The sequence below is a fragment of the Neobacillus endophyticus genome, assembly GCF_013248975.1.
GTDB classification, from domain to species: domain Bacteria; phylum Bacillota; class Bacilli; order Bacillales; family Cytobacillaceae; genus Neobacillus; species Neobacillus endophyticus.
In genome coordinates this window covers 747502-771383 of the sequence record NZ_JABRWH010000001.1, presented here as the reverse complement: position 1 = coordinate 771383, position 23882 = coordinate 747502, and the positions used below count along the sequence as shown (strand labels likewise).

Below are 23882 nucleotides of genomic sequence, written 5' to 3'. Positions count from 1 at the left end.
GGAAAGAGGTGGAAAATATTGGATTTAAAACTGAAAGATAAAGATATTCTCATTGAAGGTATCGCACTTCTTCCTTTTCCGTATCAACTTTCCTTGAAAAAAAGGGGGAAGACTGTTATAAACCATCGGTATGCGGAGGATGTAAAGGAGCTACAAATATTCTGTTCTTCCTGCAATCACTGGCATCCTGTTTACAGGCTTGAGAACGGAGAGTGGGTGGATATAAACGAAACCTATAAGCTGTGTAATGCTGGGAAAGAACGAGAATACTTTGATACCTACTGTATGCAATGTTATTCAAGTAAGCACAAAAAAGAAGATACGGATATAACTGAGAAAGGGGCAGTGGAAAAAACAGTTGCGGTTAGAAAGGAAAAGGTTACTAAACAAGGGGAAGAAGGGCAGTACCTCGCCTGGAGCCTAAAAAACGGTGGGATTCAGCAAACGATAGCCCTTGAACCTGAATTAGATATGTATTTGAAGCTATACGGTGTTTATCACAAGAAAAGAAAAAACCAACTACTCAATGAAATCATTGCTGAATTCAAAGCCAAGAACCCTATCAACCTATAAAACTGTCATTAAAATACCTTTCCTACTTTTGTCCAAATGAAGAAAACCTAATAGTTTCTGTATCAAATTTTATATCAAAACCCTATCATATCCAAAAACAGGAAGGAGGAGAGAGAGTTGAAACGTAAAGATGGGGAGCTTTATTACAAGGTTTTAGAAATCGCTGAAATTTTACACATTTCACCTGCGAACTTGTTCAACCTTATCAAGATTGACCGCCAGATGAAGGAGGAAGGGAAGGAAGGCTTCTTACCCAATCCAACAAAGATAAACAATGTCCAGCATTTTAAGCAATCGCAAGTAAAAGAAATTAGGGCTGGAATTGGTAAATTAAGAAAGGGGGATTTGTTGAAATACCAAGCAAAAGAAACCACTTATCAAAAGTTAAAGCGGGAAAACGAGAGGCTAATGGAAAAACTTGCAAGATTAGAAGGAGGGGAGAAAAGGTGAGAATCATTAATGGTCAGAGATATCTTACAACAGGGGATTTGGGAGCGTTTGTAAACCGTAATCCAGCCACCATTGCTCAATGGTGCAAGTACAGCGAAATATTGGCAGAGAGAAATGAGGCAAGGCTGATTCCGAAGCCTGTTGTCATAAACGGTCAGCGATTATTTACTCCTGAGCAGGCAATTGAAGTTAAAGAGTTTGCGGAATCAAAAAAATATGGCTTACTTGCTGAATTTAATCGGAACAGGCTTGGCAAACGTGGGCAAGAGATTGAGAAAAGGATGAAAGCAAGGGAAAAAGAGCAGGAGGAAATGAAAGAGAAAGAACTGGCAGAGGCTCTGTCTAAAGTGAATCGGAGAGCGGTGGATTATAAAGAAAGATTGAAGCATCTAAAAAAGAATTTGTAATGTCAGTGTACGGGTGCTCTTTGGAGCAGTGAACAAGCAGATTAACGACGCAAAGAAATTAGAAGATATGGTATCCTTGTACCAAATAATGAGTGAGGTATAAATAAAATGAAGTGGTCATCTATTCGGAAAATGTACCCCAATCGTTTTGTAAAATTAAAGGCTTTGACATCAAAAGTAGCGGGTGGTAAAGAAATCATTGAAGATGTTGCACTTATCGAGGCGGTTGATGATGAAAAGGCTACAAGGGAACTCTTGAATTCTAAAGGTGATGAATTCGTCTATCATACTGCTCACGAAAATATCGTTCTCGAAATTCGACAAGATATGGGATTCATGAGAGTTAGATGGTAAATAGAGTAATGATTTGTTTTACTACAAATAAACTAAACTTCTATATATTGCATTAATCAAGAGCACCCATTACTTGTCAAAACGGGTTCTCTTTTAGAGGTGCAAATTAATTCTGTAAAACTTCGGAGGTAGATTATGAAGACATTCATATATATGGTGAGGCATGGTGATTCGCCTAAAGATGGAAATGAAAGAACAAGAGGGTTAACTGAAAAGGGCCAATTAGACGCTCTGCGTGTAACTGATGTATTAAAAGAGGAAGGAATTGAAGCTATTATCTCAAGCCCGTACAATCGTGCAATCCTAACCGTTCAACAATTAGCTATACAAATAGGTCAAGAAGTTTTAGTATATGAAGACCTTAAAGAGAGAATTTTTACTGCTGAAAACATAAGAATTTCTGATAAGGAATTATTCCCTTTATTAAAAAAGTCTTTTTCTGAACCAAATTTTGCTTTACTGGGAGCAGAGTCTAATGCAGATTGCCAGAAACGGGCTATAAAGGTATTAAAAGATTTGTTAAATATCTATAGGGGAAGGAAAGTAGTTTTAGGAACGCATGGAGCTGTTATGGCATTGATGATGGGATATTATGACAGTAAGTACGATTTTAACTTTTTACTTCATACATCAAAACCAGATATATACAGAATGGAATTTAATGGACAGGATTTGGTGGACGTTAAAAGATTATGGGGAAATTCTTAGATTGAAGGTGTACACCATCTCCATCCAAAAAAATCTTGAAGAAAGTTATAGCAAAAGACTTTATTGAATAAAAGGTTATCCTTAGAACAAATAAAAAATACTTGCAGGAAAGCATCGCGAATTTCTTTGGGAATCGCCATGCTTTTTCTTGTGTGATTTTACCTGTTATTTTGGACCACAAAAGAAAACCCGTTATTACAATTATAACGGGTTCCGTTGAAGGGGGAAAATATTATAGACAGTAAAAGATGTTCTTGAGACTTTTATCTAAGGATAATACACACCACAATACGAAATAATAAGTTTTTGAGAGGTGTTATTATGAGATTAAGTTGTTATATTGCATCAATACTGTGTATTTCTATTTTCATCCTTTCAGGGTTTGAAAATAAAGAACCAGTAAAGGTTTCTATTGTTTCAACTTCAATAACTAAACAGGGACTTGGATACGACATTAAATTAAAATTCATTCATTGTAATGAGCGTTGTAAAGAAAATTTACATTTAAAGATTAAACCTGGATTGGATTTAAAATCCTTAATGGAATCTAACGACAGAGAACTATTGTTACAAAATGAATCCAAATATATTAAAGGCGATATTGGAAAGTATTATTTAGAGTACAGGACTAAAAAAAATGAACCCACAAATAAAATAGTTTTCTTTTCTAAAAACGCAACTTTACTTGTTATGGACGGTTTAAAAGTAATTCAAAAAGTACCTTTAAAACAGTTTAGAGAGAAGACCTTGCCTTATTAGTAGTATTATAATAGTACAAAAAGAACCCCATTCCTTTTATAAGTTAAGAATGGGATTTCTGATTTTAAGGCAATAATTTTACTGTTTTACTTGTTAAGTAGGTTAAAATTTATATCACTATTGGTCTATTACATCAGCTAATAAACTTTTCTCTCTCTCAACGGAACCCGTTATTACTATGACGCATGTCTTTTTTTCAATAGGGTTACCTTTCCTCATGCAATTACCTTTTCTGTTCGGGAAAGAATATATTACCCCTTTTAGTCCAAAAGTCCTTACGAGTGTCCTGGTAATCAACATTTGATGGTCTATAATACAGTTTAAACATAAACAATATTGATGAATCTCCTATTTTAATCAATTGGTATCACTCCCATATTTCCGCCTCTTTTTAATGACAATATCCTTTCTGGAAATTAAAATCTAATTTATTTATTTGAGGACTTCAAGCCTTGATATCAAAGGCTTTTTTGTAGGAACAACTTTCGGAATACATAAACCTATATAAGTTTCAAAAAACATCTAAAATGAATTTGCTAAATGATGTTAAAAGGTTCTTTTGAAATGTCAAATGCATCTTTAAAAAAACTTCTCTTTTAAAATTGTCGTCATTCCACTGCAAAAATCATCGTACTGTTAACAACAGCCAAGCTGTTTTTTGATAAACCTTCCTTCAAATTTATCTAAGGTATCTAAAAAATCCTTACATATAACTAAAAACAAGTATAAACAGCCCCTTTAAGACCACTTTCCCATAAAAAATATCAATAAGAAAACATTTCAATAGCACGAATAACCTACATTCTTTGAATATCTTTATCAATAACAATCTATTAAGGACTCAATGGAAAAACACTAATTGGAAAAAATGATATAAGACAGCATTAAACCGTTATGCTGTGTTCGGAAGGATATTCTGGCGGTAAAATATTAATATCAAGGGCAGATTTATCAGCAGATGTATTTGGCATTATTTATCGGTATTCTTCCTAACTTTCAGATGACAGAAATGGCTCATGGCTATGTAATCGAAGTGGCTCAAAATCAATTAATCAATAGTGGGCCAGGGGAATCGTTATAATTTCCAAGATGAAAAACTATCATATAGAAATTCAACAAGAAAGGGGAAGAGTGCTTATATCAATAATTGCAACAAAAGAAAACAAGGGAAAAGGGAAAAAGCAGAATGCAGGGAAACAGTTTGAGAGGGATTTTTATGCTTCTGTTCCAGCAGACTTATTCTTTTACCGATTAAAAGATGACAGTTTAGGCTACCTCAACGTGAAAAACCCTTGCGATTTTATTCTATATAAATATCCAACTATCTATCTGTTTGAACTGAAAAGCCATAAAGGAAAATCCATTCCTTTCAGTGCTTTACAGCCATTTCAAGTGGAATCCCTGTATCAATACAGCAAAGTTGATGGTGTAAAAGCTGGATTTGTATTCAATTTTAGAGATGTAAATGAAACGTATTTTGTAGATGCGGTAACAGTTTATCAGTTTTATCATGTCGGAGAACGAAAGAGCTTTTTTTTAGAATGGGCAAAGGAAAATTGGGTTTTTATTCCACAAAAGCTAAAGCGAACTCGTTATCAATATGATTTATATAATCTATTAAATTATTGAAATCCATCTAAGTTTAACGCTGTTTTCTTAGAGTTTTTTTGCACAAGACTGTTTTCACATAGATGTTGCTTCCTTGACTATTAAACTTTTTATGATACAGCAATAAACTCCAAGAAATTCTCAAAAATGAAATGTTTGAAACACGAACCTATCAATGAAAGACAAAAACAACAGGTTAAGAAAGGCATTTATCCCTTGTAAAACAAGTGGAACAATTGCTTGTTTCAGCGGGTCAAAAATCGAATAAAACAACTGTTGAAAATTTACGAGCAAAGTAAAAAGAGCCTGATATTAAAGGCTCGCATTTCTCAAAACCTTCACTTTTCATTTTTTAGGAGAAGGTTGTTTGATTATATCAATGATTCTTAACAAACTACCTATTATAAATATACCAACACCAATGTAACCTACTGGAGTTTTCCCCATAGTTGCCATAAGAGTACCGCCAATTAGGAAGAATGTCAGTGCAATAAATTCAAAAATTTTCATCCTTCCTGACTTAACTAAGTATATAAATATTACGAACGAAATGATTGCTATAATTAAAGTTATATATGTTTCCAACTGAACCCCCCCATAAACGACAAAAAAATATAAATATATGGAAATATTACCACAATTTTAACGGTAGTTTGTTATTTTTTGTATAAAATAACAAACTTTACAAAAACAACTTTGACAATAAAGGATTTGTGACTTTAATAGAGAATATCGTCAATATAAATAAGGGAGGTCATTTAAATGTTACTAAATAAAAGGAAATATCTATTTTTCATCAAGTTTAGTATTATTAATTCTTTGTTTCTTTCACTACTTGCTGGCTGTGCTTTATATCCAAACAAAGAACCACTTGTTATCAATAAATATGATGAAGCTGGTAATGAGCACCTTTATAAAACTATAAATAGTGACGAAAAAGTTAAAGAAGTCAAAAAAGTCCTTAACAATGCGAAGTGGGCAAATTCAAAATTTAAAATGGAAAGGAAGCCTGATTATACCTTTTACTTTGACAATCCAAACGCAAAGGCGGTTGAATATAGATTATGGATTACACAGAATAAGAAACAGATAGAAGTTAGTGAAGGAATAGGCAACTTTGCCAAGTTATCAGTAAAGGACTCAGAAATCATATTTTCCATTTTTGAAATCAAGTAGAATTGACAATAGACCTTAAGGTCTATTTTTATGCTCTTCTGAACATTTCAACTGTAATAAAATAAGATTTTGACAGGATGAAATAATCATGTGCTCTACTTGTTTTGCGAGAGACACATGCTTTTCCCTATAAAATGATTGGGAACCATTTTTTTGATTCCCAAATTCTAAATATACCATCCCATTAACTGTTAAATAGTGAAAGTAGTGTTAAATTGGCAAAGTCATTATAATGGTTCTATTTTTGAATCCCAATTTTTCATACAGTTTAATGGCTTGATTTCCTGCATATACACTTAAACGAACCTCTGAATATCCATCTTGTTTAAGATGTTCGATACCAGCATTCATCAATTGTTTTGAAATTCCATGTTCTCTAAATTCATCTAACACAAACAATTCATAAATAAATCCATATATCTTGTCGGTAAATTGGTCTTTATTTGTTCCTATAAGAATCCAACCCATTAGATTATCGCCTTCAGTTGCTATTAAATAATAGCCTCCTTTCTGCAATAACGGTTCAATAAGTTGTTTGACTTTTTCATCTGACGGTTTTGCCTCACCTAATGTACCATCGAATAAGGCTTGTGGTGAAAGTGATAAAATCTTGTTATATTCCGAATCAAATGGTTTTCTTATTTCCATAAATTAAGTTCTTCTCTCCCTATATTTTTTAAGCCCATTGTCCGTTAATTCCTGTTTTAACAATGAACATACATAGACGAAGACTATTATAAGTTCCTGCCATTTCAAATACAAATGATGTTAGCAGAAATTCTTTAATATGTTTGTTTTAGAGTGTTAATAATTTCCACAACCGATAACTTGGATGGAATGATTTCAAGGAATTGCGACTAAGTTCCTTGATGATTTTTTTATTGGTTCAGATGGTTGGAGTTGGGCAAAAAATAGGGTAGTCCCTTTTAAGGAACTTCCCCAAGTCTAATTGATTACCAAACAACCTTTGGTTTTCTACACATCTTTGTATAATCTTCACTCTCAGCCAATTTTCTTGCTTTTACATCTTTTATAACCCAATTAGTTGGAGATTTATTTTCCACCTTTAAACTAAACAGATGATACGGAGGCATTATTGCTCTTTCATAGGTTATGAATTGATATGTTATTTCGTATCTATATGAAGTATCGGTTCTTGTCTTAACCTCTACAAACTTACAAAAATCAGATAGTCTTGGTGTTCCTAAATAATCCTTGATTGCCTTCGATTCTAACGGTGATAAAAATGAATAAATAATATCTTCGAGCATCATCTCGTAGCGTTTATCATTAGTCTCTGCTTGAACAGGAGTAATAGCAATCATGGCAATGAGACAAATAATCATTATAACTTTTCGCAAATCAATACCTACTTTCCGTATTCGTATATTCCGTAGGTATTTTCCCCGAATACATTGCTAACATTCTTTTTTTTGAACTGCACCGTTATGAAGTAAAGATGTTTTAGCTTAAATATTTTGACAGCCGAAGACACTTATGAGTGTCCTTCATTTCAAATACAAATGTTGTTGGCAAAAATTCTTTAATATACTGTTTTGGGCTTTCTTTAAAACCGTCTATTGACTAACAAGAACCAAGCAAGGAAATTATCGAGATACTTGATTGCCCTCCCTTAAAAAGTCTCGAAAGATATAATGATAAGATAATGGTGTAATTTGGATATTTTTGAAACCTCAATAGTAAGGATACGTCTAAGTGAATATAGAGGTGAAAATATTTGAAGAAAATAGTTTTAATATTATGTATATCCTTGATTTCGGTAATGAGTGGTTGTAATCATTTTTCAAAAACGAAAATTTCAGAAGAACAGGCAAAATCAATTGTGTTAAAAAAACACACTAATAAATTGGGTAAAGTGGTAATAAAATCAGTTAGTCATAAAGATAATGAGTATATTGTTAAATGGGGAAATAAGGAAAACTGTGAGAATGGAACGGACTACATTGATGATGAAAATGGCAAATTAATAAAAGGCGAAGCATCAATATGTTAAATGATATTTATTGAGTTTCACTTGTTGCACAAAGGATAGCTTCGGCTGTCCTTTTTCGATGTTGAAATGGCAGTTTGCTTGAAGAAGGGGAAAGACACCTTTCGGCGAAATTTATTATTATTATTTAAAAAAGGTGGTATAAGGGCTGATTATGAGGCATGCATATAAAATAGTATTAATGGTATCAATTTCATTCAGTATTCTTTTATTTACCTCTTTTTCAAATATTAGTGGTAGTGGTGAAACTTATGCATGGTTGAAAAATAACGGTTACAAGGTCAATTCATTAACATCGAACAACTACAATGACTTAAAATTTTTAAAGAATGTATTAAAGGGGAAACAATATGTTTTTCTTGGAGAAAGTTCGCATGGTGTTGCAGAGTATAGCATGGCAAAAGTAAGATTAATAAAATATTTACATGAAGACTTAGGCTTTGATGTTATTGTGTTTGAAAGTAATATAGGTGATGCAGTTGTTGCATCTACTGAACTTACTTCAAATCCATATACAAATGCATTTAAGATTATGGGGAAATTTCTTTTCGTATGGAATAATAATCAAACCAAACCTTTATTTGATTATATAATAAATGAAAAAAGCACCAATCCACTGACCTTTACTGGTTTTGATATGCAGGCTTCTGGTATCTTTACTGACTTTATGAATAAATGGATACAATCCTATAATCAGACTGAAGCACAAGAGTTCTCAAAGTTAGAAACCAGTTGGACAGATATGTATTCGAATGAAAAAAGGCTATCAAAAGAAGATGTTCAGTATTACGAAAAAGGATATAACAACGCCATCTCTTTTGTAAATGCACACTCTAAAGATTTAGTAATAAATTACCCCAAAAACCAAAATCTGAAAGACCTTGTGATAAAAACTTTACAAAATCGAATTGAGTTTATTAGAAAAGTCTCTCAATCGAATTACACAGAAACTGACGTATTTGATATTAGGGATTTAATGATGGAAGAGAATGTAATTTGTCTATCTGATGTCATATATCCAAATAAAAAAATCATATTTTGGGGTCATAACACCCATATTCGGGATAATAATAGTGAGATTTATGCTAAAGATTATGGACGAAACTACTTTCAAAAATGGAAACAAAAATCTATGTTTGAATATTTACCAGCCGAATACAAAAAGAAAAGCTATAATATAGGATTTTATATGCATGATGGAATAATACAAGCTGGACAAAAAACTATAAATGTAAATAACGGTAAGAGTTATGGAGGAAATTCACTTGAATATATTCTAAACCAAGTACCCTTTGATTACTTATTTATTAACTTAGAAGGACAAAAGAAAGGTAAAAATAATAAATGGATGTTTGAACCCATCACTGCATTATCCCAAGGAGAGTGGCAAGAACAACTAATAGTAAGAAACCATTATGATGGCTTGTTCTTTATTAAACATGTATCTCCACCATACTAATTGATTAATTTAAATCCCCTTTCCCTAACTGAGAGTGTGAAGGAATGTAATTAAACTATCGGGGGCTTGAGTTTAACAATGGAGTAGCTATGACAGCTTGGCCTAAATGGGTAGTTTAAACTAAAAATATATGGGTTTTTATGGTAAATTAAATATTAGTATAATAAGAGGAGGGAAGCATTCGAATTGAGAAACTTATTGTTGATACCAATTTTATTAATCATTTTTGTTTCGTTTTCAACAGGCTGTTCACATAATAAACCTGGTGGAACTTCCTCCACAACTGGGGTGGCAAATGGAATAGAGAACAAACCTTCAACTGTCAATGAAGACCAATTTATCATGGTTCAAAAGCATGTTGGTAATGAATATGAAAATAATTTTGAGGAGTTTAGAAAAATCATGGATGAAAAGCAAGTCCATAAAGTAAAAGAAATTCTAAATGAACTTAAATGGGAATATGCAGTAAGGGATACTCTTCAACCGCCTGATTATCAATTTGTTTTCCAACCTAAAGATTCTAAAATAAAAGCGCAAGCAAACTTGCACAAAATTTGGATTACTCCTGATAAAGACAGATTGGTGATTGGTAGAGGTGAAAACCAGTTTGCTTTTCAATTAACCAAACAACAGTCAGCCACTTTATTTGAAATTCTAACAGGTATTAAATTAGTAAAATGAGCATAGACATGATTAAAAGTGTCCCATTAAAAAGGATGCTTTTTTAACCAATATGAGTTAACCCCATTTCACGAGAGCTTTGGGGATGGTTCACTACAACACGTGCCTCTTTTAAAGTAAATCTAACCCAATAAGGACACTCGGTTCAACCGCACATTTTTCACGCAACATTTCATATTTTAATTCATAAAAAAGGAGCGTGAATTCTCATAACGGGTTCGGTTGACAGGGAGAAAACTAAAAAAACATACTAATTTACAATTTAATTGGTATAGGTTTTTACAGTTATATACGCAATAAAAATAACAAGCTATTAACATTAAAAATGAATAATAAAAAGGCGTTGCTCAATGCAACGCTTCTTTACTTACAGGTTATTCTCTTTTCGAGTACAACTGGACCAGATTTGTTTGTTGCTGTATTAAATGCAAGAACTTTAATATGAGTTGGCCTGTATCCAGGGGATATTTCGTCTTCTTTACCGACCCAAATTGTTTCTTCGTGTTCTGTATTTGGGTTAAGTTTGAAAACCCAACTTATCTTTTTCGGAATATACGCTAATACTTCATAACCATCATAATTCCCAAAGGAAGATGGTTTAGATAAATGTATGGCGTGGACACTAAGACTTGTACGATTCCCCCGAAACTTTCTTTTATAATTATAAATCAGTGCTACCCCTCTGGAGTTTCCAGTGACACTTTGTACTGGATTAAGTATCTCAGTACAAGGGGAGGTAATTCCAGTTTGTGTCTTTCCAAAGGTTATAGAAGGAAGGGAAGTTAAAACAATAATTACGCAAAGGATAATCTTTTTCATATTTGTATACTCCTTAATCTTGTTAAATATATCCTTCCTTCTAATAACTAAATTTATTTAATTAAGATTTACGCTTAAATTTATCGAAGAAAATTACCCCACTTACATCTGATGAAAGTGAAAATAACATTGATAAAACAATAAAAAGGGAGACACCATATCACTTGTGATTTATATCTCCAATTGTATTACTGTTTAATGTTCTCTCCCTCTGAACCGAACCCGTTAGAATTATCAAGCTCCTTTAAAATTTGCAGTTCTATTTCCAAAAATGTAATAAATCAGATACCCTAAAATATTGAAGAATGCAAATACCATTATCCAACCAATTTTTAATCGTTTATGATGATAAGCATTGATAATTGCCCAAATCGTAAACAAAGTCCAGTAGATAGCAATGCCTGAAAGTAAACTCATGAATATGAAATCATTAAACCGTTTTATACCCATATCCATTTCCCATTTATCACTACTACTTTCGTTATGGTAGTTGCTATACAACCATTTCGGGTTTAATTTTTGATTTTTGTATTCCAAAACCTCTTCTTTCGTATTTCTTAGATTGTAAATTTTAATCGAGGTAATATTGTCTTTATTTCTCACCAGGGATTTAATTTCCTCTTGAATTGAAGGTGAAATACTTTCTTGGTTTTCTATCATCTGAGATATTTGATTAAAGGTACTATTTTCAACACTCACCATTTTTCGTTCCTTTATTATTGCACTACCAAGCAGTGTTCCACCTATTATCAGAAACGCCATCGCGGTGATAAGTATCCATTTAGCAAATGTTTTTTGTGCATGAAACAATTGACCTACTATGGAACGCATTTCCTTTTCTCCACCGAATCGCTCAATGGCAATATCAATAGCTTCTTGTTCAGTCATTCCTTCCGCTTTTAATTCGTAAACAGCTTCTAACAAATGCCCTTTCATTTCTGCTTTTAATTCTTGAATTTCTTGTCTATTGCCTCCGATATTCTGATAAACAGAATCTACATACATATCAATTTGCTTCAAATTTTATCTCCCCCTTCTAAAAACGAATCAATTATGTTTTTAACAAAATTCCATTCCAAACGTTTTTTTTCAAACCCATCTTTGCCTATTGAAGTAATTTTATAATATTTTCTTCTTCCACCTGGGCCTTGTTCATCTCCCCAATAGGACTCTATCCATTTACTCTTTTCAAGCCTTTTTAAAGATAGATATAATGTTCCTTCCTTTAATTCAAATTGTTCTTCACTTTTTTCTCGAACTAATTTTGCTAATTCGTAGCCGTACATATCTCTGCTGTGTAAAAGCGAAAGGATGATTGTGTCAATATGGCCTTTCAATACTTCTTTATTAATTTCCAAAATTTTCCCCTCCTGTATTGACTATAATTTATATTACCTAATAATGCAAGGTATTCATATTTTAAAAATCACCCATTTTGGGTGAGGATGATTTATACTGGGGTTATTTTTGAAAAATTTGTTGTTCTAATATAAACTGATATGTTTTGTTTAATAGTTATATAATGGAATTAAATATAAAAAATGGGGGATATAATGAAAAATAATTTAACCGCATTGTCAATTTTTTGTTTAGCTTTAAGTATCGTTATCGGGAGTTGGTTAATATCGAATAGAATAAATGTTAACCAACAATCACCTTCGCAATCAATACTACTAACACAATCCGAATTAGCATCATATTTAGGTTTAAGCATCGAAGAAGTAACGAAATTGGGACCAACTAAGGAAGAAGATGGTTCATATACAAGTGTTCTCCCTTATTTAAAAATCGGAAATAAGGTCTATTTTTCAAAATCGGCAGTTGATAAATGGCTAACTAATAATGAAGGTTATGGCATAAAATGAGACCAATTTAATTTGGTCTTTTTTATGTTCTTCTTAGTATTTTAACAGTTGTGTGATTGGACTTTTGACACGCTGAAATAAGCATTTGTTTTACTCGTTTATCAAATGCTGTAACCGCTTGATTAATACAGAACAGTTTTTGCTCGATAAAATTGAACACTTTTTTCCAGTAGAGACGTGCACTTTATTTGGAGAGGAGGGCATGATAGCCTGCTTTGGCTGAGCCAGATTTCTTGATACATCTGGCTTCATGGCTCATAATCTTGCCCGCAGAGGCTCCAAGTAAAGTGACAAATTTCCTGCACTAACTTCCAGTAAAGTGTTCACTACTAATTAGCAAAAAGTGTTCAATTTGGCCAAGCGCGTACAAATGCCAAGCCTTTCTCTAATTCAAGCCAAAGGAACCAGTTAAGATTGTTAAAAGATACTATGTTGTAACAACCTGATGGAATAAGGTGACGAGCTTCCCGATAAATCTGGAAATGCATTTGTGTCAGATGATAAATTCACAATTCATTTAGCCATCGAGTATTTCCGATTCAATACATAGGCTCTATTAATAGATTCTGTTGATTTTCTTCTTCAACTAAATGGTTCAGGTTAATGTAATAAGAGAGATGTATATATATAAATTGAAGTCAAAAAATAGTGAGGATAAAACATTAAAAGGTTCGTGGTATCCTTGGTTAAAAAATGTGTTTTTATAATGATTATAATATCTTTTTTGTTTTCTCCCATGTCAGCCTTCTCGGACACAAACAAAAACACAGTGTCAGCAATATTATCGGCTAAAGTAACAACAACATTTGATGAAAACGGTAAACCAATTGCTTACGCTCGAATTATTGTAATAAATTCACTGGGGAAGATAATCGGAACAGATTTAACAAATTCAGAAGGGTTAGTAAAAATACCTGTTAAAGTTCAAAAAGACCCAAGATTTCCATTGGGAAATATAGGGGAAGTTACCATTATAGCTGTTGCAAATGGATTTAACGAGTATATCAATTTTGGTGTTCCAATCAATGAAATTAACGATAATACAGGAAGAATTGTTATACCACTTTGGAGGATAGACCCAAATAGACGAAATGAACCACAATTTCTGAACGGAAGTTTTCATCGTTTTACGGTTTTTAAAATGCTTGATTATTATGCGGAGAAAATTGGGTTGAAAAGGCAGGAACTTACATTTGATATTGGAAAAGAGCCACCTTGGAGTCCTAAATTGGAAAATTGACAAATTATTAATATTTACGAAAACAGCGTAGATTTAACATAAAGGAGCCAATAACATGACACCAAAAGTTTTATACTGCTTTTTTGCCTTATCTGTTTTAATGGTCACAGGACAGAAAGCCCAGGCAGAAAGTAGTCTAATATCAGTTAAGGAATCCGAAAAGAAAGAAATAAACTACCTATACCCTGAGAATAAAGATAAAGTATTTACCGAAACGGTAGACCAATTTTATGAGGCATTAAGGAAAAGGAGTTATCCTGTTCACCAGGAGTTTTACCGAAAACATTATGAGTTTTACAAAAAGCATAAGAATAAATTTGGAAGCATGGATACTGCACTTTTTAAAGACATGCCCGATGCATCAGTAAATTTTAGAAAAAAGGTACTGTTTCATGAGGTGGAAAGAATTAAATATATTACTTGGGATGGAAATGGAATCCTCACAAACTACCCAGATATTGAAATTAAATATAATCAAGCAATAAGTCCAAATAGACAGGTATATTTTTTCTATTCCTTTAAGGATACAGATAAAGATTTTTATGGCAGATGTGCAGTATATGATGTAGAAACAAAGAAACTGTTAACTGGTGGTAGTACTCATATTAATAAGTACCCAAAAATAAGAAGAGAAAATTGAACCAAATCAAATCTTGACTTTATTTAATTCTTCATACTTGTTCCACTAAACGGCAAGTATGGTGAAGAAGCAATCACAAGAATCATCTTCATTTTCACAGGGAAAGCTAACAATAAATAGGAAAAATTGTATGATATTACTTATAATTTCGATTACCTTATTCAATTTAATTGCTTGGAAGGTAGATAAAAGACTAACGCAAAATCAAATTGCTAATATCTGGTCTTTTACTATTGCATTCCAATTATCCTTTGATTTGATTGCTGAATTTAAGTTTAATGCATACTGGTATTTTAATAAGGGAGTGGATTGGATAGGAATTCTTGGTCATACTATTTTAATTCCTCCTGTAAATATAATCTTCTTAAGTTTGTTTCCTTTTAAATCCTTTCTTTTTAATCAAGCTATTTATATTACTATTTGGACAATAGGTATTTTAATTTATGAATCAGCTACCCTACTTCCTGAACCTTTTGGTTTTTTTCATTTGGGAAAGTGGAAACTGTGGTATGACGCGTTTATTGTCCCCATATTATTACTTATCTTATTAGGATATTATAAGTGGATATGTAAGCTGGAAAAGAAACTATTACATAGCAAGTAAGAATAAAAAGAAACAATATAACCTTTTTTACTAATGTGTTGAGGAGTCGATTATGATGACGATACGGTAATTCCCTTTTCTTGTTAAGCTATTAGGTGTTTTAATTGATTAAAAATCCCTTCAAAATGAACTTGTCGAAAGGAAAAAAGGTTGCAAAGGTGGTGGATTATTCTTCCAATCCACCGTAAAAGAAGCTAAGGCTCTATAGGAAGGTATAGGGAGGAATTCGTTTGAACATTAATCAAACGGCAATTGCATTGCTGGAAGAAAATAAATATGATGAATCGCTGAAACTATTCAAAAAAGCGGTAGAATTATCAAGAGATGTTCAATCCTTAAACAATCTCGCATGGGTGCTTTGCAACGAAGAAGATGATTATGTAAGTGCTTTTCCTTTATTAGAGGAAGTTATCAAAATGAATCCTAATTCTCATTTTCCCTATAATTTGATAGGGGAGATTTATTGTAGGCAAGAAAAATGGGAATCCGCAAAAGATATATTTGAAAAAGCAATTACTATCCAGTCAACCAAAACCGCCTACAATAATTTAGCAGTTGCTAATTATCATCTTGGTAACATAGAAGACGCATCTAAATATTTTCTTTTAGCTTCGGAACCATCGGATTTTGCCTTGTATAGCCATGTAAAATGTTTGATAGAATTAGGCAATAAAAGAGAGGCTAAACGTAGACTTGACACATTTTCAGAGAATGATGATGAATTTGTCGGAGAAGTGGACATAGCGGATTTATATATTGAGTTAGGCTGTTACGAAGAAGCGGTGAGGTGGTTTGAAAAAGGCTGGGATGTTTATGCTAAACAGCCAGAATGGGTTAGTCGATTTGTTTATTCCTTGATTAAGTTGAATAATCATTCTTATGCTCGAAAATTTCTTAACGAAACAATAAATGAAAAGATGGAAGAAATCCAAGATATGACTCAAGAAGAATGTGATGAAGGTTGGACTGAGGAGGATAAGCAAGAACGCATTAAAGAATTACAGGATGAAAAGGAAGAATTTGAACTCATGTTTGATAAAATAATGTCTGGATATACTCCTCCCATGGAATTCTTTACATCAATCCAAAAAGCCTGTTACCTATTTGGTTGTAATCGTCACAATCATCCTGAATATAAAAGATAGGGTTAAAAGGCATGAAAACATCATTGAAATAAAGGATAGACAAAATATTTAAATTGTTTCAAAATATAATCAATAATAACTTTGAGAACTACTAAAGGGAGATATACATAATGGAAAAAGGCTGGTTTGAAGTACATAGTGTTGACCGTAAGGGAAATGATATTATGATTAAATGCGAGGGCGTAGATGACCGAGAATTGTCTCCTTTTGGCGGATTGGATTTACATGTGAAAGCGACAAAAACGCTTATTAGTGACTCTCAATATGGGATGTCTTTTCCAGAAAAAGAAGGGGACTATAATATTGTCAATAAAGTAGTGGCTCTTTACCTAAATGAAGTTGGGGAGTTGCTTAGAAACCTTTCAATTGATTCGGATTATCTTACGGGATACTCTAACATAGATTTGGTTAAAATGTATCTTGAAAACGAATTGAAAAATCCTGAGATAGTAAGAGTTATAGAAAAGGACATTGCTGAAATTGAACAAGAACGTGAAGAGATTGAAAAAGAAGAGAAAGAGATGTGGGATAGCTTTGTCGAGGGATTGAAAAATAGAGATATGTAAAGAATGCCATTTTTATGGTGTTCTTTCCTTTAAAATGTTTGTCGTTATTTAGATGTAAGACCAATAGAAAAAGACTGCTTATTGCAGTCAAAAAATGTTCTTATTGAGTAAATTTTAATTACTCAATAATTTCTTTATTTAATTCTTTACGGAGCAACTCATTTGCCATTTGTTTAATTGGTTGTACACTTGGATGATTTGATTCTACTATAAGTTTAAGTGCCTCTATTTGTTTACCTTCTGCAAATATCCTCTTTGCCTTTGCAGTTCTTGAATTCTTCGACTTTTGTGTGAAATTCTCCTGGATTTTTTCAACTACTACTGCGTTTGGAACATTCTTTGTTTCTAATTCCTTAAAATCCTCGTAATATTTTACAAAAATTCCTTTCCCTACACGATTTAATAAATCTTCAACCTGCACTGTATTTGCCAAAGCTACCACCTCAACTATATTTTATAGAACTACCATAGCACACAAAAAGGTAGCTGTGTTTTGGCAATTTTTAGGGTAAAACAATTTCTCTTTATACTCATTGATTAAGTGTGATTGCTACTTATTAAAGTCCCTTTACACTTTTTATGAGATAAAAACTCCTTAAAACTGTATCTTTTTATTTGGGAAAAATTCAATCCCAGCCTTTTTATATCGGTAAAACGGATTTATCCCATCCCAATCATCATCCATTTTAATAGAGGGTAATTTGTCGTCTTCTTCTTTTGTAACCGTGCAAACAAAGTAATACTTAATTAACAAGTTATAAATAAAGTCATCTGTTAGTTCTCCAGCTAAGGTAATTTCCGAAATCTGCTTTATATAAATATTTTTCGGTATCATATGTTCATAAATCAGGTTCTTTGAAATATTACCTGATTCAATGGCTTTCTTAGCGTTAAGGGTTATATAATCGGACATGCTGTGCTTTCCTCTAAAAAGCCCTTTTTGTCTAAAATAGCTTTCCGTTAGAAAATACAGGTCATCCCCAACTCCTTTCGCACTTAGATGGTATTTTCGTAAAAAGTCATCGCGAATTTCTTTTTTTAGCATTAATACTTCAAACAAGTTCTTGCTCAGATGTCGAATATAATCTTCTCTGTTAAAAGTAAAGCAAGGGGTCGTTTTATTGCGAATTGGAGTATTAATTTTAGTCTCAAACTCTGGAGCAATAGTTTCTTTGTTAGGCGATGATTCCCTCCGTTTTTGATAAACTCCTCGTTTCATATCCCAATTTCCATTCCGTTTAACTGCATACCATATTGCTTTATTAATAGCTGTTGGGATATACGATTCAAAATCCTTATGATGAAAGGTAGATTGCTTAAACTTTTCTACTAAATCAGCATTTGTAAAAACAATCCTATCATCCACACTTTTTTCAAAATGTGAAAAGAATTTTAATGCTTCTTCATTTAGTGAATATTTCTCCATTTGCTTTCAATCCAGTCTTATTTTCTTTAAGTTAAGTATATCAAATACTTCCATAAAAACTGTCAACAGATTTCCTGGATAATTTGATAGAATAGATATATTGGCATATATGTCGCAAACAATTTTGCAAGATTTATATAGATAGAGAGGTTTATGTAATGAACAACTTTCAAGATAAAGTGAATTTTATTTGGACTATTGCAGAACTTTTAAGAGGTCCTTACAAGAAAGAAGAGTACGGAAAAGTAGTTCTTCCTATGGCGGTTCTAAGACGGTTTGATTGCGTATTAGAGGACACAAAAGAAGAGGTACTAAAGCAAAATGAAAAGTATAAGCATCTTCCTCAAGAATCGAAAGATGAAATATTGAATAGGGTTGCGAAACAAAATTTTAGTAATACCAGTAAATATGATTTTTCCAAACTTTTAGTTGACTCAGACAATATAGCGGATAATCTACGTGATTATATAAATGGATTTTCTAAAACAGCAAGGGACATCATTGAATACTTTGATTTTGACAAGCAAATTGAAAAAATGGATAGAAATAATTTGTTATATCTTGTGGTGAAAAGATTCAGTGAAATTGACTTACATCCAGAAGTAGTATCCAATGTGGAAATGGGTTACGTATTTGAAGAATTAATTCGTAGATTTTCGGAGCATGCGGAAGCAGGGGACCACTACACTCCAAGAGAAGTTATTCGTCTTATGGTTCATTTGCTTTTCATGGAGGATGAAGAAATCCTTACTGTACCAGGAATCACGAAAACACTTTATGACCCATGTGCAGGAACAGGAGGAATGGGTTCGGTTGCTCAAGAATATATCAGAGAGCATAATCCTACAGCACAGCTTATCTTTTTTGGTCAAGAGATAAATGAAGAATCCTATGCAATCGCAAAAGCGGATATTTTAATCAAGGGTGAAAATGCTCAAAATATTTCGTTTGGCAATACATTGTCAAAAGATGCGTTTCCTAATGTTAAACATGAATATTCGATTTCTAATCCCCCATATGGTGTTGAATGGAAACCAGCAGAGCAAGCAGTTAGAAAAGAGCATGAGGAGAAAGGATTTAATGGTCGTTTTGGGGCAGGCCTGCCACGTATTTCCGATGGTCAGTTATTGTTCTTACAGCACCTTGTATCCAAAATGAAGCCTGTTACTAAGGATAATCCAAAAGGTTCACGTATTGCCATCATTATGAACGGTTCACCTTTGTTTACAGGGGATGCAGGAAGTGGAGAGAGTGAGATTAGAAGATACCTAATAGAAAATGATTTAGTCGAAGGTATCGTTGCTATGCCAGACCAGCTTTTCTACAATACTGGTATTTCAACTTACGTTTGGATTTTAACAAATAACAAAAGTCCTTTGCGTAAGGGCAAAATCCAACTTGTTAATGGTATTTATTTTTATCAGAAAATGAAAAAATCCTTGGGGAACAAGCGAAATGAACTTACAAAAGAACATATTGATGAAATTGTTCGTATTTATGGAGACTTAAAAGAAGGCGAACATTGTAAAATTTTTGATAATGAAGACTTTGGCTATCGAAAAGTAACAATTGAACGACCTTTACGACTGAACTTTAAAATAGATGAAAATCGAGTACAGGAGCTATACAACCAGACAGCTTTTAACAACCTTGCTAAGTCCAAAAAGAAAGGTGAAGCAGGGTTAAAAGAAATTGAAGAAGGACAACATCAATTACAACAACAAATTATTGAAGCTCTTCTTTCCATCCAAAGTGGTGAAATTTACAAGAACCGAGAAGTATTTATAAAAATCTTGAAGCAACTCTTTAAAGATAAGGATATTAAAGTTAATGCTACTTTGCTAAAGGCGATTCTTTCTGCTTTATCTGTGAAAGATGAAACAGCGGATGTTTGTAAAGATAGTAAGGGATATGTAGAGGCAGATACAGACCTACGGGATACTGAGAATATTCCATTAAATGAGGATATTTACGAATACTTTGAAAGAGAAGTAAAGCCACATGTCCCTGATGCCTGGATAGCTGAAGACAGTATCAAAATTGGATATGAAATACCATTCACCAGACATTTTTATCAATATACCCCTTTACGAAGCTCACAAGAAATTATGGAAGAAATTAAGGAGCTTGAGGAAGGTATAATGGAAAAATTAAAGAAGGTGATGGGATAATGACTAAGTTTAAGAGTTATCCGAAATATAAGGAAAGTGGATTGCAATGGATAAAAGACATTCCAGAACACTGGGAGGTTAAAAAACTTAAAATATTTTCCAACGTACAGGCAAGTAATGTGGACAAAAAAACAGTAGAAGATGAAATACCTGTTCTTCTTTGCAACTATGTGGATGTTTATTATAACGATAAAATCATCAAGGAAATAGATTTTATGAAGGCAACTGCTAAAGAAGAACAAATCCGAAAATTTACCTTGCAAAAAAATGATGTTTTGATTACCAAAGATTCCGAATCTCCTACTGATATAGCTGTTCCTGCATGGGTAGAGGAAGATTTAGAAGGGGTACTTTGTGGATATCACCTTTCTCATATTCGACCTAAAAACCATGAAATGAAAGGGCGTTATTTGTACTATTCCTTTGAAACAAGTGGGATAAAAGAGCAGTTCTGGGCGAATGCAAACGGAGTAACGAGATTTGGACTATCCAAAGATGCCATTAATAATGGATTGTTTATTGTTCCTCCATTAGAAGAACAGAATCAAATTGTCGATTTTCTTGATAAAAAGACTTCTGAAATTGATTCTTTGATTGATGATAAGGAAAAGTTTATGAAGTTACTGGAAGTAAAGAGACAGGTAGTGATTACGGAAACAGTGACTAAAGGATTAAACCCCGATGTGAATTTTAGGGATTCAGGTGTTGAATGGATTGGAGAGATACCTAAGCATTGGGAAATAAAGAAATTAAATTTTTTGGGTAGATTGCAAAATGGAATAAGTAAATCCTCAGAAGAGTTTGGTTTTGGGCATCCATTTGTTAGTTATGGGGATGTTTATAAAAATATGGAGCTACCTGAAAAAGTAATTGGTTTAGTTAATTCTACACAGTCAGATAGAAATATTTATTCAGTTAAAGCAGGTGACATATTTTTTACAAGAACATCTGAAACCATTGAAGAAATAGGATTTGCTTCTACATGTTTAACAACAATAACGGATGCAACATTTGCAGGATTTTTAATTAGATTTCGACCAAGTACAAATAAATTATTGCCGAATTACTCTAAATACTATTTTAGAAGTGAATTGGGTAGAAGATATTTTGTTAAGGAAATGAATTTAGTTACAAGAGCTTCCTTGAGTCAAGATTTATTGAAAAACTTCCCTGTCATTCTACCTCCAGTAGAGGAACAGCATCAAATTGCTTATTTCTTAGACTTTGAAATGAATACAATTACTGAAATTATTACTTCGTTAAAAGAACAAATAAATCATTTAAAAGAATACCGTCAATCTTTAATTTATGAGGCAGTAACAGGCAAAATAGATGTCCGAAATTATAAGGAAGCGGTAGTAAGCTAAAGGAGCTAATTGTATGACACAGATTACAGGAAATGCAATCATTGTCCGTACACTTTTCAACAACCGTTATACGGTTCAGTATTATCAGCGAGAGTATAATTGGGAACGGAAGCAAATTGAAGAATTAATGGAGGACTTAACGAGTGAGTTCTTGGAATTTTACCAGCAAGGTGATTCTCAAAGGGATGTTATGCGTTATGGGAGCTATTTTTTAGGTCCCATTATTCTAACTAATGATAATGCCATTATAGATGGCCAACAGCGTCTTTCTTCTCTGACGCTGTTGCTTATCTATTTAAATAATTTGCAGAAAAACTCTCCTTTTTCTAAGATCAATATTGATAACTTAATTTATTCGGAGATGTATGGGCAAAAAACTTTCTGTATCAATGTAGAAGAGAGAGAATCCTGCTTAGCTGGGCTTTTTGACAATGGAAGATACGACGTTACTAATGAAACATCAGAAAGTGTTATTAACTTATATAATCGCTATAAAGATATCGAAGAGCTTTTTCCAAACGAAATTAAAGAAGAAGCACTACCTGTCTTTATTGAATGGGTAATTGATAATCTTGTTTTCATTGAAATAAAAACGACTTCTGAACAAGATGCCCATAGAATATTTGTTACGATGAATGACAGGGGACTGAGACTTACTCCAACAGAAATGCTTAAAGGCTATCTACTTTCCGAAATTAGTGACAACACTGTTAGAAATAAGGCTAATGATTTATGGAAAGAAAGAGTGCTGACATTAAAAGAGATTGAGAAAGATGGGGATTCAGACTTTATCAAAAATTGGCTTAGAGCACAGTATGCTGATTCTATAAGAGAAGGGAAAAAGGATTCCGAAAATAAGGATTTTGAAATTATAGGAACAACCTTTCATAAATGGGTCAGAGAAAAGAAATCAGTCATAAAATTAGATAAAAGTTCTGACTTTGAGCGTTTTATTTTAAATGATTTTAAAACTTTCTCAGACATTTATATTCGCTTAAAGCAATATTCGGGTTCCTTCAATAAAGAGTATGAATACGTTTATCATAATGCCGATAGAGGATTTACCTTGCAATATCAAATCATCCTGGCATCTATTGATAAGGATGATACAGCAGATATTATTACTAAAAAGATAAAGTTGGTATCCTGCTTTATTGACCAGTTTATTGCGATACGTGTCTTTAATTTTAGAACAGTGGACTATTCTTCCATAAGATATACAGTGTTTAACCTTACGAAGAGAATTAGAAGGAAAAGTATTGATGAACTCGTAACGATTTTTAAAGACTATATTTCTGGAATGGAACAGTCCTTAAATGGTATAGATGGTTTCTATCTGAATCAATTTACAAGAAGATATATGCTACATATCTTATCGCGAATGACTTACTATGTGGAACAAAATTGCGGTATAAACAGTAGTTTTACCACTTATGTTAATCGTCAGCAAAAAAATCCATACGATATTGAGCATATATGGGCAGATGATTATACACAAGGCAACCATCAAAGCGAGTTCCAGACCGAAGAAGAATTTCAATCCTTTAGAAATCGATTTGGCGGTTTGTTAATTTTGCCAAAAGACAAAAACAGAAGCTATCAAGACATGGAGTACATTAAAAAAGTTACGAAATATGATAGTGAAAACTTATTGGCAAGAACTTTAAATGACAACTGTTATAGTAATAATCCGTTATTTCTACGATTTATGAAGGATAAGAATTTGCCATTTAAACCATATGCTGATTTTAACAAAGCGGATTTAAATGAAAGACAGGAATTATATAAAGAGATTTGTAAAAATATTTGGAACGTTGATTTGTTTGAAGAAATTGCACATTCTTAAATTTTGA

General features: G+C 32.7%; 29 protein-coding genes and 1 pseudogene. 21 read left to right on the top strand and 9 right to left on the bottom strand.

The features are described 5' to 3' along the window. Positions 1-18: 18 nt before the first annotated feature. From HPT25_RS03840 to HPT25_RS03810, 8 genes are all read left to right on the top strand, one after another. Complete coding sequence (locus HPT25_RS03840; protein WP_173060177.1) at positions 19-573, top strand: hypothetical protein; 555 nt, start codon at positions 19-21, stop codon at positions 571-573. 117 nt (positions 574-690) lie between these two features. Continuing rightward, the gene (locus tag HPT25_RS03835) at positions 691-1023 is read left to right on the top strand and encodes a hypothetical protein (RefSeq protein ID WP_173060174.1); all 333 of its coding nucleotides are present in this window, start codon (positions 691-693) and stop codon (positions 1021-1023) included. After that, a complete protein-coding gene (locus tag HPT25_RS03830; protein WP_173060171.1) occupies positions 1020-1430 on the top strand; it encodes a hypothetical protein in 411 nt (136 codons plus the stop codon). Before HPT25_RS03835 ends, HPT25_RS03830 begins: the two co-directional genes overlap by 4 nt. Positions 1431-1538: 108 nt before the next feature. Beyond that, positions 1539-1784: a hypothetical protein gene (locus HPT25_RS03825; protein ID WP_173060168.1), complete on the top strand. Its 246-nt coding sequence runs from the start codon at positions 1539-1541 to the stop codon at positions 1782-1784. Between the two features lie 135 nt (positions 1785-1919). Continuing rightward, the gene (locus HPT25_RS03820) at positions 1920-2492 is read left to right on the top strand and encodes a histidine phosphatase family protein (RefSeq protein ID WP_173060165.1); all 573 of its coding nucleotides are present in this window, start codon (positions 1920-1922) and stop codon (positions 2490-2492) included. Positions 2493-2813: 321 nt separating this feature from the next. Continuing rightward, positions 2814-3251, top strand: a complete 438-nt coding sequence (locus HPT25_RS03815) for a hypothetical protein (RefSeq protein ID WP_173060162.1) — start codon at positions 2814-2816, stop codon at positions 3249-3251. Positions 3252-4209: 958 nt separating this feature from the next. Continuing rightward, a complete protein-coding gene (locus HPT25_RS28965; RefSeq protein ID WP_281368165.1) occupies positions 4210-4332 on the top strand; it encodes a hypothetical protein in 123 nt (40 codons plus the stop codon). 8 nt (positions 4333-4340) lie between these two features. Then, a complete protein-coding gene (locus tag HPT25_RS03810; protein WP_217269613.1) occupies positions 4341-4880 on the top strand; it encodes a Holliday junction resolvase RecU in 540 nt (179 codons plus the stop codon). Between the two features lie 324 nt (positions 4881-5204). On the opposite strand, the gene HPT25_RS03805 is transcribed toward HPT25_RS03810, so the two are convergent. After that, positions 5205-5444 carry a hypothetical protein gene (locus tag HPT25_RS03805; protein WP_173060158.1) on the bottom strand — a complete coding sequence of 80 codons (240 nt, stop codon included), beginning with the start codon at positions 5442-5444 and terminating at the stop codon, positions 5205-5207. A 177-nt stretch (positions 5445-5621) separates the two neighbouring features. Here HPT25_RS03805 and HPT25_RS03800 point away from each other — a divergent pair, with 177 nt between their 5' ends. Beyond that, positions 5622-6035, top strand: coding sequence for a YhfM domain-containing protein (locus HPT25_RS03800; protein ID WP_173060155.1), 414 nt, complete (start codon positions 5622-5624; stop codon positions 6033-6035). A 210-nt stretch (positions 6036-6245) separates the two neighbouring features. Here the strand turns inward: HPT25_RS03800 and HPT25_RS03795 are convergent, their stop codons facing one another. The 3 genes and pseudogenes from HPT25_RS03795 to HPT25_RS28575 all read right to left on the bottom strand — a co-directional run. Further along, a complete protein-coding gene (locus HPT25_RS03795; protein WP_173060152.1) occupies positions 6246-6683 on the bottom strand; it encodes a GNAT family N-acetyltransferase in 438 nt (145 codons plus the stop codon). 305 nt (positions 6684-6988) lie between these two features. Next, on the bottom strand, positions 6989-7396 hold the full coding sequence (locus tag HPT25_RS03790) for a DUF3888 domain-containing protein (protein ID WP_173060149.1): 408 nt from the start codon (positions 7394-7396) through the stop codon (positions 6989-6991). A gap of 103 nt (positions 7397-7499) precedes the next feature. Continuing rightward, positions 7500-7668: pseudogene (locus HPT25_RS28575) on the bottom strand (IS1595 family transposase); the annotation flags it as partial. Between the two features lie 105 nt (positions 7669-7773). Here HPT25_RS28575 and HPT25_RS03785 point away from each other — a divergent pair. The 3 genes from HPT25_RS03785 to HPT25_RS03775 all read left to right on the top strand — a co-directional run bounded on the left by HPT25_RS03785 (position 7774) and on the right by HPT25_RS03775 (position 10186). Continuing rightward, positions 7774-8049, top strand: a complete 276-nt coding sequence (locus HPT25_RS03785) for a hypothetical protein (RefSeq protein WP_173060146.1) — start codon at positions 7774-7776, stop codon at positions 8047-8049. 151 nt (positions 8050-8200) lie between these two features. Beyond that, positions 8201-9505, top strand: a complete 1305-nt coding sequence (locus HPT25_RS03780) for an erythromycin esterase family protein (protein WP_173060143.1) — start codon at positions 8201-8203, stop codon at positions 9503-9505. Positions 9506-9691: 186 nt separating this feature from the next. Then, complete coding sequence (locus tag HPT25_RS03775) at positions 9692-10186, top strand: YhfM domain-containing protein (protein WP_173060140.1); 495 nt, start codon at positions 9692-9694, stop codon at positions 10184-10186. A gap of 363 nt (positions 10187-10549) precedes the next feature. On the opposite strand, the gene HPT25_RS03770 is transcribed toward HPT25_RS03775, so the two are convergent. The 3 genes from HPT25_RS03770 to HPT25_RS03760 form a co-directional block, all read right to left on the bottom strand. Beyond that, positions 10550-11005 (bottom strand): YoqH family protein, encoded by a 456-nt coding sequence (locus tag HPT25_RS03770; protein WP_173060137.1) that lies wholly within the window; start codon positions 11003-11005, stop codon positions 10550-10552. A 234-nt stretch (positions 11006-11239) separates the two neighbouring features. After that, complete coding sequence (locus tag HPT25_RS03765) at positions 11240-12025, bottom strand: permease prefix domain 1-containing protein (RefSeq protein WP_173060135.1); 786 nt, start codon at positions 12023-12025, stop codon at positions 11240-11242. Then, a complete protein-coding gene (locus tag HPT25_RS03760) occupies positions 12022-12363 on the bottom strand; it encodes a PadR family transcriptional regulator (protein ID WP_173060131.1) in 342 nt (113 codons plus the stop codon). Before HPT25_RS03760 ends, HPT25_RS03765 begins: the two co-directional genes overlap by 4 nt. Before the next feature lie 195 nt (positions 12364-12558). Here HPT25_RS03760 and HPT25_RS03755 point away from each other — a divergent pair, with 195 nt between their 5' ends. The 6 genes from HPT25_RS03755 (at position 12559) to HPT25_RS03730 (ending at position 17065) form a co-directional block, all read left to right on the top strand. After that, the gene (locus tag HPT25_RS03755; protein WP_173060128.1) at positions 12559-12870 is read left to right on the top strand and encodes a helix-turn-helix domain-containing protein; all 312 of its coding nucleotides are present in this window, start codon (positions 12559-12561) and stop codon (positions 12868-12870) included. Positions 12871-13639: 769 nt separating this feature from the next. Continuing rightward, positions 13640-14110, top strand: a complete 471-nt coding sequence (locus HPT25_RS03750) for a carboxypeptidase-like regulatory domain-containing protein (protein WP_217269612.1) — start codon at positions 13640-13642, stop codon at positions 14108-14110. 55 nt (positions 14111-14165) lie between these two features. Further along, entirely contained in the window at positions 14166-14750 is a 585-nt protein-coding gene (locus HPT25_RS03745; protein WP_173060122.1) for a hypothetical protein, read from the top strand. Between the two features lie 58 nt (positions 14751-14808). Further along, positions 14809-15354 carry a hypothetical protein gene (locus HPT25_RS03740; protein WP_312857266.1) on the top strand — a complete coding sequence of 182 codons (546 nt, stop codon included), beginning with the start codon at positions 14809-14811 and terminating at the stop codon, positions 15352-15354. Positions 15355-15584: 230 nt separating this feature from the next. After that, complete coding sequence (locus HPT25_RS03735) at positions 15585-16499, top strand: tetratricopeptide repeat protein (protein ID WP_173060116.1); 915 nt, start codon at positions 15585-15587, stop codon at positions 16497-16499. Between the two features lie 110 nt (positions 16500-16609). Beyond that, positions 16610-17065, top strand: a complete 456-nt coding sequence (locus HPT25_RS03730) for a hypothetical protein (RefSeq protein ID WP_173060113.1) — start codon at positions 16610-16612, stop codon at positions 17063-17065. Positions 17066-17183: 118 nt separating this feature from the next. Here HPT25_RS03730 and HPT25_RS03725 read toward each other — a convergent pair whose 3' ends face one another. Both HPT25_RS03725 and HPT25_RS28235 read right to left on the bottom strand, forming a co-directional pair. Beyond that, entirely contained in the window at positions 17184-17498 is a 315-nt protein-coding gene (locus HPT25_RS03725; RefSeq protein WP_173060110.1) for a hypothetical protein, read from the bottom strand. Positions 17499-17660: 162 nt separating this feature from the next. Continuing rightward, positions 17661-18491, bottom strand: coding sequence for a hypothetical protein (locus HPT25_RS28235; protein ID WP_217269611.1), 831 nt, complete (start codon positions 18489-18491; stop codon positions 17661-17663). Positions 18492-18649: 158 nt separating this feature from the next. Here HPT25_RS28235 and HPT25_RS03715 point away from each other — a divergent pair, with 158 nt between their 5' ends. Genes HPT25_RS03715 through HPT25_RS03705 form a run of 3 tightly spaced genes read left to right on the top strand, consistent with a single transcriptional unit; the run spans position 18650 to position 23875 of the window. Next, positions 18650-20662, top strand: coding sequence for a type I restriction-modification system subunit M (locus HPT25_RS03715; RefSeq protein ID WP_173060107.1), 2013 nt, complete (start codon positions 18650-18652; stop codon positions 20660-20662). After that, positions 20662-22029, top strand: a complete 1368-nt coding sequence (locus HPT25_RS03710; protein WP_173060105.1) for a restriction endonuclease subunit S — start codon at positions 20662-20664, stop codon at positions 22027-22029. The genes HPT25_RS03715 and HPT25_RS03710 overlap by 1 nt, the downstream gene beginning before the upstream one ends. 13 nt (positions 22030-22042) lie before the next feature. After that, positions 22043-23875, top strand: coding sequence for a DUF262 domain-containing protein (locus tag HPT25_RS03705; RefSeq protein ID WP_173060102.1), 1833 nt, complete (start codon positions 22043-22045; stop codon positions 23873-23875). The last annotated feature ends 7 nt before the right edge of the window (positions 23876-23882 follow it).

What these genes read in the sequence shown, in the direction of transcription:
- HPT25_RS03825 (WP_173060168.1), top strand. Translation starts at nt 1,539, where the DNA reads ATGAAGTGGTCATCTATTCGGAAAATGTACCCCAATCGTTTTGTAAAA.
- HPT25_RS03820 (WP_173060165.1), top strand. Translation starts at nt 1,920, where the DNA reads ATGAAGACATTCATATATATGGTGAGGCATGGTGATTCGCCTAAAGAT.
- HPT25_RS03815 (WP_173060162.1), top strand. Translation starts at nt 2,814, where the DNA reads ATGAGATTAAGTTGTTATATTGCATCAATACTGTGTATTTCTATTTTC.
- HPT25_RS28965 (WP_281368165.1), top strand. Translation starts at nt 4,210, where the DNA reads ATGTATTTGGCATTATTTATCGGTATTCTTCCTAACTTTCAGATGACA.
- HPT25_RS03810 (WP_217269613.1), top strand. Translation starts at nt 4,341, where the DNA reads ATGAAAAACTATCATATAGAAATTCAACAAGAAAGGGGAAGAGTGCTT.
- HPT25_RS03800 (WP_173060155.1), top strand. Translation starts at nt 5,622, where the DNA reads ATGTTACTAAATAAAAGGAAATATCTATTTTTCATCAAGTTTAGTATT.
- HPT25_RS03795 (WP_173060152.1), bottom strand. Translation starts at nt 6,683, where the DNA reads ATGGAAATAAGAAAACCATTTGATTCGGAATATAACAAGATTTTATCA.
- HPT25_RS03780 (WP_173060143.1), top strand. Translation starts at nt 8,201, where the DNA reads ATGAGGCATGCATATAAAATAGTATTAATGGTATCAATTTCATTCAGT.
- HPT25_RS03770 (WP_173060137.1), bottom strand. Translation starts at nt 11,005, where the DNA reads ATGAAAAAGATTATCCTTTGCGTAATTATTGTTTTAACTTCCCTTCCT.
- HPT25_RS03755 (WP_173060128.1), top strand. Translation starts at nt 12,559, where the DNA reads ATGAAAAATAATTTAACCGCATTGTCAATTTTTTGTTTAGCTTTAAGT.
- HPT25_RS03745 (WP_173060122.1), top strand. Translation starts at nt 14,166, where the DNA reads ATGACACCAAAAGTTTTATACTGCTTTTTTGCCTTATCTGTTTTAATG.
- HPT25_RS03740 (WP_312857266.1), top strand. Translation starts at nt 14,809, where the DNA reads ATGGTGAAGAAGCAATCACAAGAATCATCTTCATTTTCACAGGGAAAG.
- HPT25_RS03730 (WP_173060113.1), top strand. Translation starts at nt 16,610, where the DNA reads ATGGAAAAAGGCTGGTTTGAAGTACATAGTGTTGACCGTAAGGGAAAT.
- HPT25_RS28235 (WP_217269611.1), bottom strand. Translation starts at nt 18,491, where the DNA reads ATGGAGAAATATTCACTAAATGAAGAAGCATTAAAATTCTTTTCACAT.
- HPT25_RS03715 (WP_173060107.1), top strand. Translation starts at nt 18,650, where the DNA reads ATGAACAACTTTCAAGATAAAGTGAATTTTATTTGGACTATTGCAGAA.
- HPT25_RS03710 (WP_173060105.1), top strand. Translation starts at nt 20,662, where the DNA reads ATGACTAAGTTTAAGAGTTATCCGAAATATAAGGAAAGTGGATTGCAA.
- HPT25_RS03705 (WP_173060102.1), top strand. Translation starts at nt 22,043, where the DNA reads ATGACACAGATTACAGGAAATGCAATCATTGTCCGTACACTTTTCAAC.